The sequence below is a fragment of the Streptomyces sp. NPDC017979 genome (assembly GCF_044328175.1).
Taxonomy (GTDB): domain Bacteria; phylum Actinomycetota; class Actinomycetes; order Streptomycetales; family Streptomycetaceae; genus Streptomyces.
Genome location: NZ_JBIRGU010000012.1, coordinates 153912 through 167670 on the forward strand (window position 1 = coordinate 153912; position 13759 = coordinate 167670).

The 13759-nt window shown below is 73.7% G+C and carries 12 protein-coding genes; 6 read left to right on the forward strand and 6 right to left on the reverse strand.

Annotated elements, in window-relative coordinates; all coding sequences use genetic code 11:
* Positions 1 to 101: 101 nt before the first annotated feature.
* The 3 genes from ACH4E8_RS27260 to ACH4E8_RS27270 are packed head-to-tail and all read left to right on the forward strand — an operon-like array spanning position 102 to position 3074.
* Complete coding sequence (locus ACH4E8_RS27260) at positions 102 to 851, forward strand: SDR family NAD(P)-dependent oxidoreductase (protein WP_398452843.1); 750 nt, start codon at positions 102 to 104, stop codon at positions 849 to 851.
* Positions 841 to 1509, forward strand: a complete 669-nt coding sequence (locus ACH4E8_RS27265; protein WP_398452846.1) for an NAD(P)H oxidoreductase — start codon at positions 841 to 843, stop codon at positions 1507 to 1509. The genes ACH4E8_RS27260 and ACH4E8_RS27265 overlap by 11 nt, the downstream gene beginning before the upstream one ends.
* A complete protein-coding gene (locus tag ACH4E8_RS27270; protein WP_398452848.1) occupies positions 1506 to 3074 on the forward strand; it encodes an MFS transporter in 1569 nt (522 codons plus the stop codon). Before ACH4E8_RS27265 ends, ACH4E8_RS27270 begins: the two co-directional genes overlap by 4 nt.
* On the opposite strand, the gene ACH4E8_RS27275 is transcribed toward ACH4E8_RS27270, so the two are convergent.
* The 6 genes from ACH4E8_RS27275 to ACH4E8_RS27300 all read right to left on the reverse strand — a co-directional run bounded on the left by ACH4E8_RS27275 (position 2989) and on the right by ACH4E8_RS27300 (position 10348).
* The gene (locus tag ACH4E8_RS27275) at positions 2989 to 4182 is read right to left on the reverse strand and encodes a hypothetical protein (RefSeq protein ID WP_398452851.1); all 1194 of its coding nucleotides are present in this window, start codon (positions 4180 to 4182) and stop codon (positions 2989 to 2991) included. The genes ACH4E8_RS27270 and ACH4E8_RS27275 overlap by 86 nt on opposite strands.
* 59 nt (positions 4183 to 4241) lie before the next feature.
* On the reverse strand, positions 4242 to 5543 hold the full coding sequence (locus tag ACH4E8_RS27280) for a sugar ABC transporter permease (RefSeq protein ID WP_398452853.1): 1302 nt from the start codon (positions 5541 to 5543) through the stop codon (positions 4242 to 4244).
* Positions 5540 to 6388, reverse strand: a complete 849-nt coding sequence (locus ACH4E8_RS27285; protein ID WP_398452855.1) for an ATP-binding cassette domain-containing protein — start codon at positions 6386 to 6388, stop codon at positions 5540 to 5542. The genes ACH4E8_RS27280 and ACH4E8_RS27285 overlap by 4 nt, the downstream gene beginning before the upstream one ends.
* Before the next feature lie 60 nt (positions 6389 to 6448).
* A complete protein-coding gene (locus ACH4E8_RS27290) occupies positions 6449 to 7573 on the reverse strand; it encodes a substrate-binding domain-containing protein (protein WP_398452857.1) in 1125 nt (374 codons plus the stop codon).
* 188 nt (positions 7574 to 7761) lie between these two features.
* A complete protein-coding gene (locus ACH4E8_RS27295; protein WP_398452860.1) occupies positions 7762 to 9237 on the reverse strand; it encodes an FGGY family carbohydrate kinase in 1476 nt (491 codons plus the stop codon).
* Positions 9238 to 9292: 55 nt separating this feature from the next.
* Positions 9293 to 10348, reverse strand: coding sequence for a 2-hydroxyacid dehydrogenase (locus tag ACH4E8_RS27300; RefSeq protein WP_398452862.1), 1056 nt, complete (start codon positions 10346 to 10348; stop codon positions 9293 to 9295).
* 252 nt (positions 10349 to 10600) lie between these two features.
* Between ACH4E8_RS27300 and ACH4E8_RS27305 the strand changes: the two genes are divergently transcribed.
* The 3 genes from ACH4E8_RS27305 (at position 10601) to ACH4E8_RS27315 (ending at position 13677) form a co-directional block, all read left to right on the forward strand.
* A complete protein-coding gene (locus ACH4E8_RS27305) occupies positions 10601 to 11254 on the forward strand; it encodes a histidine phosphatase family protein (protein WP_398452864.1) in 654 nt (217 codons plus the stop codon).
* 5 nt (positions 11255 to 11259) lie between these two features.
* Positions 11260 to 12042, forward strand: a complete 783-nt coding sequence (locus tag ACH4E8_RS27310) for a DeoR/GlpR family DNA-binding transcription regulator (RefSeq protein WP_398452866.1) — start codon at positions 11260 to 11262, stop codon at positions 12040 to 12042.
* A gap of 165 nt (positions 12043 to 12207) precedes the next feature.
* Positions 12208 to 13677 carry an FGGY-family carbohydrate kinase gene (locus tag ACH4E8_RS27315; RefSeq protein ID WP_398452867.1) on the forward strand — a complete coding sequence of 490 codons (1470 nt, stop codon included), beginning with the start codon at positions 12208 to 12210 and terminating at the stop codon, positions 13675 to 13677.
* Positions 13678 to 13759: the final 82 nt, after the last annotated feature.

Consider the following 13759-nt stretch of genomic DNA (forward strand, 5'->3'; position numbering starts at 1 on the left):
AACAGCATCCGAGCCGTTCCCGAAGCGCCCGGCTCCAGTCTCTTCACCACGACCTCCCGCAGCACGCGGCAGGCGAACGCACCGAACGGACGGAGAGACCCATGAACCGCCTCCACGGCAAGACCGCCCTCGTGACCGGAGCCAGCCGGGGCATCGGACGCGCCATCGCCCGGCGGCTCGCCGCCGAAGGGGCCCGGGTGGGCGTGCACTACGCCCGTGACGAGATCGCGGCGAAGAAGACCGTCGCCGCGATCGAGGCCGCCGACGGCAGCGCCTTCGCGCTGCGCGCCGAACTCGGCGTCCCCGGCGACGCCGTCGCCCTGTGGGCCGCCTTCGACGAGTACGCCGACGGAGTGGACATCCTGGTCAACAACGCGGGCGTGGTGGGACACGGCACCATCGACGAAGTCAGCGAAGACACCTACGACCGGGTCTTCGCCGTCAACGCCAAGGCCCCTTTCTTCGTGATCCAGAAGGGCCTGGACCGGCTGCGTGACGACGGACGCATCGTCAACATCTCCTCCGGCGTCACCAAGGTCGCCTTCCCCGGCATGACGGCGTACGCCGCCGCCAAGGGGGCCGTCGAGGTGCTGACGCTCACCCTGGCCAAGACCCTGGGCCCCCGCGGCATCACCGTCAACGCCGTCTCCCCGGGCACCATCGAGACCGACATCCACCCCTGGATGGCCGACCCCGAAGCCAAAGCGGCGGCCGCCGCCTACTCGGTCTTCGACCGGGTCGGCCAGCCCGAGGACGTCGCCGATGCCGTCGCCTTCCTCGCCTCGCCCGACGGCCGCTGGGTCACCGGCCAGAACATCGACGTGAGCGGAGGGTCCGGCCTTGGCATCTGACACCGCCCCCGCGGCGCCCCGCCACGCGCACCGCACGCTCCTCGTGCTCGCCCACCCCCGCCCCGACTCCCTCACCGGCCAGGTCGCCCACCGGCTGCGCGACCACCTCACCTCCACCGGCGCCACCGTCGACCTGCTCGACCTCCACGCGGAGGGCTTCGACCCCCGACTGACGCCCGTCGACGAACCCGACTGGGAGGACCGCGAGAAGCGGTACTCGCCCGAGGTCCACCGGCACATGGACCGCGTCGCGGCGGCCGACGACATCGTCGTGGTCTTCCCCGTCTGGTGGTTCTCCGTGCCGGCCCAGCTCAAGGGCTGGATCGACCGGGTGTGGAACTACGGCTTCGCGTACGGCCGCAGCAAGCCCCGCCTCGCCGGCAAGCGGATGGTGTGGCTCGGGCTCGCCGGCGACACCGCCGAGCGGTACGCCTCATCCGGCCTCGGCGCCGCACTCGACCTCCAACTCCGCGTCGGAGTCGCCGAGTTCTGCGGCATCACCGACGTCACCGTCCGGCTGCTGCACGGCACCGAACTCTCCGGCGTCCCGCCGCACCAGCGCTCCGCACGCGTCCTCGACGTCCTCGCCCAGGCACAGGCGGCCGTGGCGCACGCCCCGCGCACCCCCGACCACCACGAAACGCAGGTCCTGACATGACCGCCGTACCCGCCCCGCCGCCCGGCGCCACGGTCCGCCGCCCCTGGCTCGGACTGGCCGTACTGCTGCTGCCCGTCACCCTGATGACCGCCGACCTCGGCGTGCTCTGGCTCGCCACCCCCCACCTCGCCGGCGACCTCGCCCCCACCGGCGCCGAACTCCTGTGGATCACCGACATCTACGGCTTCCTCACCGCCGGCACCCTGGTCGTGATGGGGACCCTCGGCGACCGGATCGGCCGCCGCAAGCTGCTGCTGTACGGCTCGACCGGATTCGTCCTCGCGTCCCTCGTCGCCGCGTACGCCACCAGCCCGCTGGTGCTCATCCTGGCGCGCGCCCTGCTCGGAGTCGCCGGCGCCGCCGTACTGCCCTCCACGCTCTCCCTGATCAGCCACATGTTCACCGACCCGCGGCAACGGGCCAGGGCCGTCGCGATGTGGGTCACCGCACTGTCGGTGGGCCTGGCGATCGGCCCCGTCGTCGGCGGAGTCCTGCTCGACCACTGGTGGTGGGGATCGGTCTTCCTCATCGGCGTCCCGGTGATGCTGCCGGTGCTCCTGCTGGCGAAGGTCCTGCTGCCGGAGTACCGCGACCCCGACGCGGGCCGGCTCGATCTGACCAGCGTCGCCCTGTTCCTGCTCGCCGTACTGCCGCTGATCTACGCGGTGAAGGACGCCGCCCACGGCTTCGGCGCGACGACCGCCGCCGCACTCGCGCTCGGCGCCGCCTTCGCCGTAGCCTTCGTCCGCCGACAGAACCGACTCGCGCACCCGCTCCTGGAGTTGCGACTGTTCCGCAACCGGGCCTTCACCGGTGCGCTGCTCGCCCTGCTGCTCGGGATGACCGCCCTCAACGGCGTCGAGTACCTGGTGCCCCAGTACCTCCAGGCCGTCGCGGGCCGCTCCCCGCTGGAGGCCGGGCTGTGGCTGCTGCCCGGAGCAGCCGGCCTCGTCGCCGGCTCCCAACTGACCCCGGTCCTGGTCCGCACGGTCCGCCCCGCGGTCGTCATCGTCGCCGGCCTCGCCGTCGCCCTCGGCGGATACGCCACGGTCGCCACCGGCGAAGGGGTCGTCACCGCCTCCCTCGCCCTCGCCGTGATCATGTTCGGGGTGGCGCCGATCAGCGTCCTCGGCACCACCCTGGCCGTCGGCTCGGCACCGCCGGAGAAGGCGGGCGCGGCGGCGGCGACCGGTCAGACGGCGTACGACCTCGGGCTCGCCCTCGGCATCGCCGTGACCGGCAGCGTCGCGGCGGCCGTGTACCGCGGCGGGATCCCCGCCGACGCCCCGGCCGAAGCGCGCGACACCATCGGCGGTGCCCTCACCGCCGCCGAACGCCTGCCGCAGGGCGCGGAGGCCCTCGTCGCCGCCGCCCGGGAGGCGTTCACCCACGGACTCCAGTGGGCGGCGCTCGTCAGCGCCGGCTTCGCCCTGGTCACCGCCGGCCTGGTGTGGGTCCTGCTGCGGCACGTGCCACCGGTCAGCGGGAGCGCTCCTGCGGAGCGAAGGGATCCGGCGCCCGACCGGTCCACCGGTGCAGCACCGCGCGTCCCGTCTGGAGCGTGACCCCGTCGGGGGAGCCCCCGGCACTCGCGGTTCCCGCGTCGGCGACGTAGTGACGTCCGTCGCCGAGCGGGACGAGGCCGTACTGACCCGCCGACAGGTACCCGTGGACCCCGGAGGCCCCGTCGTGCAGCCCGGCCGGCACCAGCGAGACGAGCCGGCCCCGCTCCGGCTGCGCCTGGCCGCGCACCGGACCCCAGCGCGCCGGCTGCTCGCCGTCGACGACGAAGAGCGAGTAGTTCGGGAACGCCGGCTTCTTGCCCCGGTACACCGCCATCAGCCAGTTGCCGCTGTCGGCGTCGTACGCCAGGTTCTGCACCCCGTACGTGGTGTTGCCGGTGTACGCGAAGAACTTGCCCGCCGGGGCTGCGGGGCCGCTGGTGTGCGGGGCGTCCTCGGTGAGCGGCCGCTCGTAGGCGTGCCAGGACGCCACGTCGTACTGGAGCAGCACCTGGTGGTCGTTGTCGGTGCGGGAGGAGTTCGCGTACACCCCGTACGCGACGGTGAGCCGGGTCGCGTCACCGCGGCCGAGGTCCGGGCCGAAGGCGAGGCCGTCGATGCCGCTGCAACCGTAGCGGTGGTCCGGGGTGTTGCCGGTGTTGCCGTCGAAGACGCCGTCGCCGTTCATGTCCGCGGCGTAGTCGTCCGCCACCTCTTCGAGGTGGACCGTGGTGAGCACCCCGGTGGACTGGGCGTCCATGCCCATCCGGGTGATCCGCGCCCCGTCGAAGATCGCGACGTAGAAGGAGCTCGCCGTCTTGTACTCCAGCGAGCCGTACACCCGCCCGTCGTCGGGGTTGACGTCCAGGTCCCCCAGATGACCGGTGATGCCGGTGACCGAGCCGAGCGGTCTGCCCTTGAGATCGGTCTTCACCAGCAGGTTGGTGAAGGAGAAGTACATGTGTCCGGCTGCCCTGTCCAGGGCCATGCCCTGGAGGTGACCGGAGCGCCAGGCGCCGCCGTCGACGGCGGCGGGCAGCGGTGCGTCGTCGTCGGGCGCACGGTCCGACCCGGATCCGGCCCGGGCGTGCGCGGTGCCCGCCAGGGCCGTCGAGACGAATGCGGCGGAGGTGAGCAGCGCGGTGAGCCGGGTGCGCAGGTGCCTTCGCATGGGTCCTCCGATGGCGAGGGGTGGGGCGCGGAAGGGGGACGCGGCGGACGGACGGTCCGTCAGGCCCGGCCGTGGGCGACCCGGGAACGCCGGGCCACCGCGTCCAGGGCCACCGCGAGGAGCAGTACCCCGCCGGTGACCATGAACCGATACGCGGAGTCGAGATTCAGCAGCGTGAGTCCGCTGGAGATCGACTGGATGACGAGGACGCCCAGCAGGGCGGCGAACGCCGTGCCCCGCCCGCCGAACAGGCTGGTGCCGCCGATGACCGCCGCCGCGATCGCATTGAGGTTGACGTCCCCGCCGCCGCTGCTCTGGTTGGCCGCGGCCAACCGGGCGGCGGCCAGGATCCCGCCGATCGACGCGAGCGCGGCACAGAGCACGAAAGCCGCGGTGAACACCGTCTGCACCCGGATCCCGGCGCGACTGGCCGCCTCCACGTTGCCGCCGACCGCGTACATCGCCTTGCCGAACGCGGTGCGCGCGAGCAGGTAGTGCACCACCAGCACCAGGGCGAGGAAGAAGACGAACATCCAGCCCACGCCCCGGTCCCGGTTCAGGTACCAGACCGCGACCCCGAGACCGACCAGCAGCGCCAGGCTCCGGGCCGCCAGCAGGCGCCGGGGGACCGCGGGCAGCCCTGCCCGGCGCCGTTCGGCGGCCCGCGCGCTGCCCGTCGCGTACAGCACCCCCGCACCGATCACCACGAGGCAGTACGCCAACCAGGGCGGTAGGAAGTGCAGCTGGGCGAAGTTCACCAGGCCCGAGTCGAACGGCAGGTTGATGGAGCCCTTCGGCCCCAGGACCCACAGTTGCACCCCGAGGAGGCCGAGCAGCCCGGCCAGGGTGATGACGAAGCTCGGGACCCCGATGCGGTTGTGCACCTGCGCGTAGAACCAGCCGATCAGACAGGCCAGCAGCACGGACGCGCCCACCGCCACCCACGCAGGCAGCCCCCGGTCCACGAAGAGGACGGCGAGCACCGCAGCGCTCAGCCCGCTGATCGAACCGACGGAGAGGTCGATCTGTCCGACCAGGAGCACGCAGACGACCCCCAGGGCGATGATGCCGACCGGGGCGCTCTCCAGCGCCAGGTTCGTCAGGTTGGCGCTGGAGAGGAAGACCGGGTTCAGGATCTGCATCACGGTCCAGATCACCACCAGCCCGGCGATGACGGGCAGCAGACCGAGGTCGCCGCCGCGCAGCCGGGCGACGCCGGCCCGCCACGAGGGACCGAGCCCGTACCCCTTCGTCACCGGCGGCTCCGGTGCGCCCTTGGTGAGGTCCGGTCGGGCGTCCTCCCGGGGCGCGGTCGATGCGGCCGGCGCGGCGTGCGTCGCGGCGGGCTTCGCTTCGCTCATGACGCGGCCTCCCCGTCGGCGGTGGTCGGCGCGGAGCGCCCGGTGCGGTGCCGTCCGGTGCGCCGGGTCACCACGTTGTCCTCGGCGCCCGTGATGGCGGCGACCAGTTCGGCCGCGGTGGCCCGCAGGGCGTCGTACACGCCGTTGTTGCGGCCCAGGCGCAGCACGGCCACGGTGTCGGCGACGGCCTGCACGTCCGCCATGTTGTGACTGACCATGATCACGCCGAGGCCCCGCTCGCGCAGCCGGTCGATCAGGTTCAGCACCTCGGCCGTCTGGGCGACGCCGAGCGCGGCCGTCGGCTCGTCCAGGATGATGACCTCGGGGTCGCCGAGCAGGGTGCGCGCGATGGCGACCGTCTGCCGCTGACCGCCGGAGAGCGCCGCCACCGGCAGCCGCACCGACGGGATCTTCGCGGAGAGCTCCGCCAGCAGGGCGCGGGCCCGCACCTCCATCGTCACGTCGTCCAGGCGCAGCCCGCGCACCTCGCGGCCGAGGAAGAGGTTCTCGACGACGTTCAGGTTCTCGCACAGGGCCAGGTCCTGGTACACGGTGGCGATGCCCAACTGCTGTGCAGCGGCGGGGGAGGGGATGGTGACGGTCCGGTCGGCGAACCGGATGACGCCGGCGTCCGGGGCGTGCACCCCCGACAGGACCTTCACGAGCGTGGACTTCCCCGCGCCGTTGTCGCCCACCAGGGCCACGACCTCGCCGGCGGCGACGTCGAGGTCCACTGCGGTGAGGGCGGCGACGGCGCCGAAGGACTTGCTGATCCCGCGCAGGGACAACAGCGGGCCCCCGGGGTCCCGGCGCGGGGCGGGCAGGGGTGGGGACAGAGCGGACATGACCATCCTCATTCGTCGTCAGGTTGTCACGTCGTCGCCGCTACGCGGCTTGCAGCGCCGTCACTTCAGGCCCAACTCGGCGCAGCCGCGGGCGTACGGAGCGGTGCACACGTCGGCGGACTTCAGCGGCTTGCCCGCGCCGACGAGCACCTCGGCCAGGTTCTCCCTGGTGACCACGGTGGGGGTGAACAGCTCCGAGGGGGTGTCGAACAGCGTCGCGTTCGCCTTCGGGCGCTCGCCGCGGACGAACGCGTGGGCCGCGACGGCAGCCGACTCGGCGACGGTCTTGATGGGCTTGGAGATGGTGTTGTACTGGTCGCCGTTGACGATGCGCTGGGCAGCGGCCAACTCCGCGTCGTTGCCGGTCACGGGCGGCACCTCGACCCCGGCCGCCTTGAACGCGGATATCGAGCCGCCGCCCGTGCCGTCGTTGGCCGCCACCACGCCCGCGATCCGCCCGGGGAACTTGCTGATCTGGCCGCTCACCCAGCTCTGCGCCTTGCTCGGCTCCCAGGCGGGGGTGTCGTACTCGGCGAGCAGCTTCAACCCGCTGGCGTCGACCGCGCTGTGCACGCCCTTCTTGATCAGCCCGGCCGCGGCGTCCGTGGGCGAGCCGTTCACCTGGAGGATGCCGCCGCCGGCCGGCAGCGGGCCGCTGCCCTTGAGGTGGTCCACCAGCGACTGGCCGATCATGGCGCCGATCTTCTCGTTGTCGAACGAGACGTAGTGGTCGGCGCGGACCGCGGGGACGGGGCGGTCGTACGCGATCACCTTGACGCCGCGCGACTGCGCGGTGCGCACCGTCGTCGCGGCGGCGGCCGAGTCCACCGGGTCGAGCACGATCACCTTGACGCCCTGTGCCAGGGCCGAGTTCGCCTGCTGTTGCTGCTTCGCGGCGTCACCGCCGGCGTTCTGGTACAGCACCTCGCAGCCGCCGCAAAGCTCCTTCATCTTCGCCTTGAACAGCGGCGCGTCGTACAACTCGTAGCGGGTGGAGGCGAGGTCGGGCATCAAGAAGGCGATCTTCGCGTTCTTCGTCGACCCTCCGCCCGACCCGCCGGACGCCTCGGACGAGCAGGCGGTGGCGGAGCCGACGAGGGCGGTGGCGAGGAGGGCGACGGCAGACGTGCTCAGCGGGAGTTGCTTCACTGCGGTTCTCCTTGAGTTCCGCCCGTGGCGCGGCATGCGGAGCAAGGGCGGTCGACGGGGGAAGCGAGAGTCACCGGAAGCGATGCGGGGGCCGGGCCGGAGGGCGGGTCCACAGCCGGTCGGCCCTGGGGCGCGCGGAAAAAGTAACACCGTGCGCGTTAGTACTGTCAATGCTTATGTCAGAAGCAACAGCCCGGGATCGTGAGCAGCACTCAACTCCCGTGTCACAAGGCCGGCTGCGGACCGTGCGCCGACCACCGCTGACGGGCGCGGGCCAACTCGGCGCGGTAGCGGGCGTATCCGTCCTCGTACCGGCCGCGGTGTTCGGGTCGGGGCTCGACGCATTGGTGCCGCTGCGGGGGAGCCGCGGCTGACGGCGTCAATACGGCCCGGGCCACCTGCGCCGCGCCCAGCGCCCCCACCTCCGCCTCGACGGGGATGCGCACCGGCCGGCCCAGCACGTCGGCGACGAGCTGCGCCCAGAGCGTCGAGCGGGTCCCCCCGCCGCACAGGGCGAGCGTGCCGCTCAGCCCGGCGACCTCCAGGCAGTGCCGGGCCGCGTAGCCGATGGCCTCGCACACCGCGCGCACCACGTCCGCCCGGCCGGTGCCCAGGCTGAGCCCGTCCAGCCGGCCCTTCGCGGCCGGTTCGACGAACGGGGCGCGCTCGCCGGCCTCGGAGAGGAACGGGAAGGCGAAGGCGCCGCGGGCGCCCGGCGGGCTCTCGGCGAGCAGCGCGTCCACGTCCGCGGTACGCGCCCCGACCAGTGCGAGCGCCCATTCCAGCGCGGCCGTGCCGACCATCGCGGGCATGGCGCGCAGCCACTGCCCCGGGGTGGGCGTGCAGAGCCACATCCCGGCCGGCTCGGCCCGCGGATCGAGGTCGACGCGATCGGTCAGCACCTGGCTCGCGAGCGTCGTGCCCAGGATCAAGAGGCCGTCGCCCGGCTCCCGCACGCCGCTGCCGATGGCACAGGCCGGCAGGTCGTACGGCCCCGCCAGCACGGGCAACCCCTCCGGCAGGCCCACCAGCGCGGCACCGCTGCCGTGCAGCGCGAGCACCGTGCCGGGCGCGGCGGGCTCCGGCAGCAGGTGCGCCTGGCGCTCGACCCCGCAGGCGGCCAGCGCCTGCGGCGCGTACCTGCGGGTGCGGGGGTCCAAGAAGGGCAGCGTCGCGTCGGAGGCGTCCAGGCACACCGCGCCCGTCAGCCGCTGCGCCACCGCGTCGACGCAGTACCCGGCCACGGCGGCACGGGCGAGGCTGTCCGGCTCGTGCTCCTGGAGCCAGTTCAGAAGGGGGCCGTGGCAGCCGGGGAACATCCCGGAGCCGGTGTGCGCGTACGCCGCGCGGACGGTGCCGTCGTCGAGCCAACGCGTCACCAGGTCGGCGGCGCGCGCGTCCATCCAGGAGATCGCCGGCCGTACGGCGTCGCCTGCGGCGTCCCGCAGCCACAGGCCGTCGCCCTGCCCGGTCAGGGCCACCGCGGCCGGGGCCCGCCCCAACTGGGCGGCCACCTCGCGCACCACCGCGCCCACGCTGTCCACGACGTCGTCGAGGTCCTGCTCCACCCGGCCGTCGGGCAGCCGGTGCAAACGCGAGGGGCGCGCCGCCGCGGCGATGCCGACGCCCTCCTCGTCGAAGGCCGCGGCCTTGGTGACCGAGGTGCCGACGTCGACGCCGATGACCACGCCGCTGCTCATCCTCGTGTCCTCCCCGCTCCGGACGGCCCGGGCCCGCCGTGCGCCGGGGCGGCCCTCACGTCCGGCCCGCCACGAGCACGCCCGGATTCGCCGGGTGGGCCAGCGGCTCGCCCCGTACGAACCGGCCCACTTCGGCGGCGGTGATCGCGGCGGCGCGGTGCGCCGTCTGCTTGGTGGCGCCCGCGAGGTGGGGCGTGGTGATGACGTTCGGAGCGTCCCGCAGCGGCCAGTCGGCCGGCGGCGGCTCGACGTCGTACACGTCGAGGGCGACGGCGCCGAGCCGGCCGCTGCGCAGCAGCTCCGGCAGCGGGGTGTGGTCCAGCAGGTCGCCGCGGGCGGAGTTCACCAGGACCGCGCCGTGCGGCAGCAGCCCGAGGCGGCGGGCGTCGAGCAGATGGCGGGTCTCTTCCGTCAGCCGGGCGTGCAGGCTCACCACCGAACTGCGGCGCAGCAGCGCGTCCAGCTCCACCAGCTCCACGCCGTCGGCGGCGGTGGCGGTCGGATCCGCGTACGGATCGGCGACCAGCACCCTGGCGCCGAAGGCCAGCAGCACCCGGGCCACGATGCGGCCGATGGCGCCGTAGCCGACCAGGCCGACCACGGCGCCGTTCAGCTCGGTGCCGCCCTCCTCGTACGCATACAGGTCACCGCGCCAGACGCCGCGCTTGAGGTCCGCGTCCGCGGTGGCGATGCGACGCGTGGCGGCGAGCACCAGGCCCACCGCGAACTCGGCCGCCGCCGGGGCGTTGCGCCCGGGGGCGAAGCTGACGGCCACCCCGTGGCGGCTGGCGGCGGCGAGGTCCACATTGACCGGGCCGCCCCGGGACACGGCGACGAACCGCAGCTCGGGACAGGCCGCGAACACCCGCTCCGTGAACGGCGCCAGTTGGGTCACGCAGACGGAAGCGCCCGACAGCGCATCGACGAGCAGGTCCTCCGTTCCGCTTGCCTCCGCGACGGCCCCGACCGGGCCGAAGGGTTCGTGCGGCCAGGGCAGCGTCAGCTCGGCGAACTCGGGGGACTTGCGGCCCGGGCGGGACAGCTCCTGGCTCAGTGCCGCGCGGATCAACTCGGGACGGACAAAGTGGTCGCCTGCGGCGAGGATGCGCATGAAGTCAGGTTCCTTCTGCGAGGAAAGCCGGGGGAGCCGTGACCTCGGCCGCACCGGGGTCCGGGCTGCGGAACATCTGTTAAATTTAACAGCGCCAAAGTGAGCCAGCAATGCATTTCCCGCAGCCTGTTGGCGCATTCGACGATCTTTCTTCACATTTCTTCACGATCGTGGGCATCGCCGCGTACCGTGCATCCGGCTCACGACCCAACCGTGCGCCCCCAACCGTCGAAGTCGAACAGGAGCGTCGTCATGGCCGCCCGCCTTCTGCTGGTACGGCACGGCGAGACCGAATGGCACGCGGAGAACCGCTACGCCGGCGTCTCGGACGTGGCCCTGACCGCGAAGGGCGTCGCGCAGGGCGAGGCCCTGGGAGCCTGGGCCCTGCGCTCGGGCGTGGACGCCGTGGCCTGCTCCCCGCTCAGCCGCGCCCGGCTCACCGCCCGCCCGGCCGCCGCCGCCATCGGCGTCGCCCCGGAGGTCGTCGAGGACCTGCGGGAGGTCGACTTCGGCTGGGGCGAGGGCCGGACCGTCGCCGAGATGGCGGCGGAGGACCCCGAGGCCGTACGGCGCTTTCGCGAGGACGCGCAGACGGGCGCCTTCCCCGGCTCCGAACCGCTGCCGCGGGCCGCGGCGCGCTCGACCAGGGCCCTGCGCGAGCTGGCCGACCGCCACCCGGGGCGCACCGTCCTGGTCGTCGCCCACAACACCCTGCTGCGCATCGCCCTGTGCGAGCTGCTCGGGCTGCCGCTCGGCCGCTACCGGCGCGTCTTCCCGAGGCTGGACAACGGGGCCGTCACGGAGGTCGTGCTCGGTGCGGGCGATGCGGCGCTGCGCTCGTTGAACGTCCCCACCACCACGGCCCCGACGCCCGCGGCGGAGCCCGGCACCCCCACGGGAAGCTGAAGCCGATGACCAAGCGAACCGCCGAAGAGCGCCGACGGCTCATCGCCGACCACGTGGTGGAGCACGGCACCGCCACCGGAGCCGTCCTCGCCCAGCTCACGGGCGTCAGCCTGATGACCGTCCACCGGGACCTGGACGACCTGGAGCGGCGCGGGGTGCTGCGGCGCTTCCGGGGCGGGGCCTCCGCCCTGCCGTCCACGGTCTTCGAGTCGAACCTCGACTACCGCCTCGGGGTCAACACCGAGGAGAAGGCGGCCGTGGCGCGGGCCGCCGCCGCCCTCGTCGAGCCCGGCATGTCGGTGATGCTCGACGACTCCACCACCGTGCTGGCCATGGCCCGGCTGCTGGTCGACCTCGCCCCGCTCACCGTGGTCACCAACGCCCGTCGGGTGGTGGACGTGTTCACCGAGTGCGAGGGGATCCGGCTGATCGCCCTCGGCGGGGAGTACTCGCGCACCCACGACTCCTTCCTCGGCATGCCCTGCGTCGAGGCCATCGAGGCGCTCTCCGTTGACCTGGTCGCGGTCTCCACCTCCGCGCTGGACGCCACCATGACGTACCACCAGGAACAGGACGTGGTGCTGGTCAAGCGGGCGATGCTGGCGTCGGCCGCGCACAAGGTGATGCTCATGGACCACACCAAGCTCGCCCGCACCGCGCTGCACCGGGTGGGGCCGGTGCGCGACCTGGACCAGCTCATCGTCGACGACGGCGTGGGAGTCGAACTGCTGGGCAAGCTGCGCGAGCGGACCAAGGTGAGCGTGGCGGGCGTCGCACCTGACGCCTGACGCCTGACGCCTGATGCCTGACGTCCTGCCCGCACCCCGTGCCGCATGCCTGACGTGCCCCTATCGAGGGTGATGGATCGCGTGTTAATTTCACAAGGGTGAGAACAGGACCGGTCGGAGGCGTCCCGCCGGCGGCCGTGCGCACGGGAAAGGACCCCTCCTCCCATGAGCAGTGGCGCCTGCCGCAGCGATGACGCACGTCCGGTGGTCGCCGGCGTCGACGTGGCCACGGCCTCCGTGCGGGTGCTGTGCGTCGACGACCGCGGCCGGGTCCGCGCCGAAGCCCGGGAGCACCTGCCCGCCCCCGAGCGCGGCGTCGGAGGTACGAGCGAGCAGGACGCCCGGCAGTGGTGGCCCGCCGTGCGGTCCGCACTGCGCCGCGCCACGAACGCGCTGCCGGCACACGGCCGCGAGGTCGGTGCGGTGTCCGTCGCCGCCACCTCCGGCACGATCGTCCCCGCGGGACCCGACGGCGAACCCCTCGGCCCCGCCCTGATGTACGACGACCGGCGCGCGGCCGACCTCAACGCCGAGGCGCAGCACGTCGGCAGCGTCCGCTGGGCCGCCCTCGGCCTCGCTGTCGGCCCCACCGCCGCCCTCGGGCGCGCCGCGTGGTGCCTGCGCACCTACGGCCCCCGGCTCCGGCACGTACTGCACACGCCCGAGCTGATCGGCCGTCACCTCACCGGCGGTCCCGTCCCCGCCGACTGGAGCCATGCGCTCAAGACCGGCTACGACCCCCGCGCCGGCGAGTGGGCGCACGAAGTCTTCGCCGCCCTCGACTTCCCACTCGACCTGCTGTCCGCGGTCCAGGCGCCCGGCACGTGCGCCGGCGCGGTGGCAGCCGAGGCGTCGGCCGCCACCGGGCTGCCCGTCGGCTGCTCCGTACGGCTCGGGATGACCGACGGTTGCGCGGGCCAACTCGCCACCGGGGCGGTCGAGCCGGGCAGGTTCGTGGGCGTGCTCGGCACGACCTACGTCCTCAAGGGCGTCTCCACCGACCTGGTGCACGATCCCGCCGGCGCCCTCTACAGCCACCGCCACCCCGACGGCTGGTGGTTGCCCGGCGGAGCGTCCAACACCGGCGGCGAGGCCCTCGCCGACGTCGCCCCGGGCCGGCTCGCCGAGCTGGACCGGGCGGCCCGGCTCCGCGGCCCCGCCTCGTTCCTGCGCTATCCGCTGCGCCGGGACGGCGAACGCTTCCCCTTCGTCTCGGGTGCGGCACGGGGCTTCGCCACGGCGCCCGCGCGGGACGAGGCGGACGCGTACCGGGCGGCCCTGGAAGGGGTCGCCTTCGTGGAGCGCCTCGCCGTCGAACGCGTCGAGGAGTTGGGGATCCCGGTGTCCGGCCCGCTGCACGCGGCGGGCGGCGGCAGCCGCAGCCCGGTGTGGACCGCGATCCGGGCGACGGTGCTGGACCGCCCCGTCCGGCTGGCCGAGCGCGCGGAGACGGCGTACGGCGCGGCGCTCCTGGCCGCCGTCGGGACGCTGCACGAGGACCTGCGGACGAGCGCGGCGGCCATGGTCAGGCCCGGCGAACTCGTGGAGCCGGTCGCCGCGGAGCGCGTGGCCCTGGACGACGCGTACCAGCGCTTCCGCTCCGAACTGCGGGACCGGGGCTGGCTCGACCAGTAGGCCGTGTCCGCGAAGCCCGCGCACGTCCCTGCGTCTCTGGAGGGGCCGCCGTTTTCCCGCGGGTCAGGGATGCTGGGCCCGT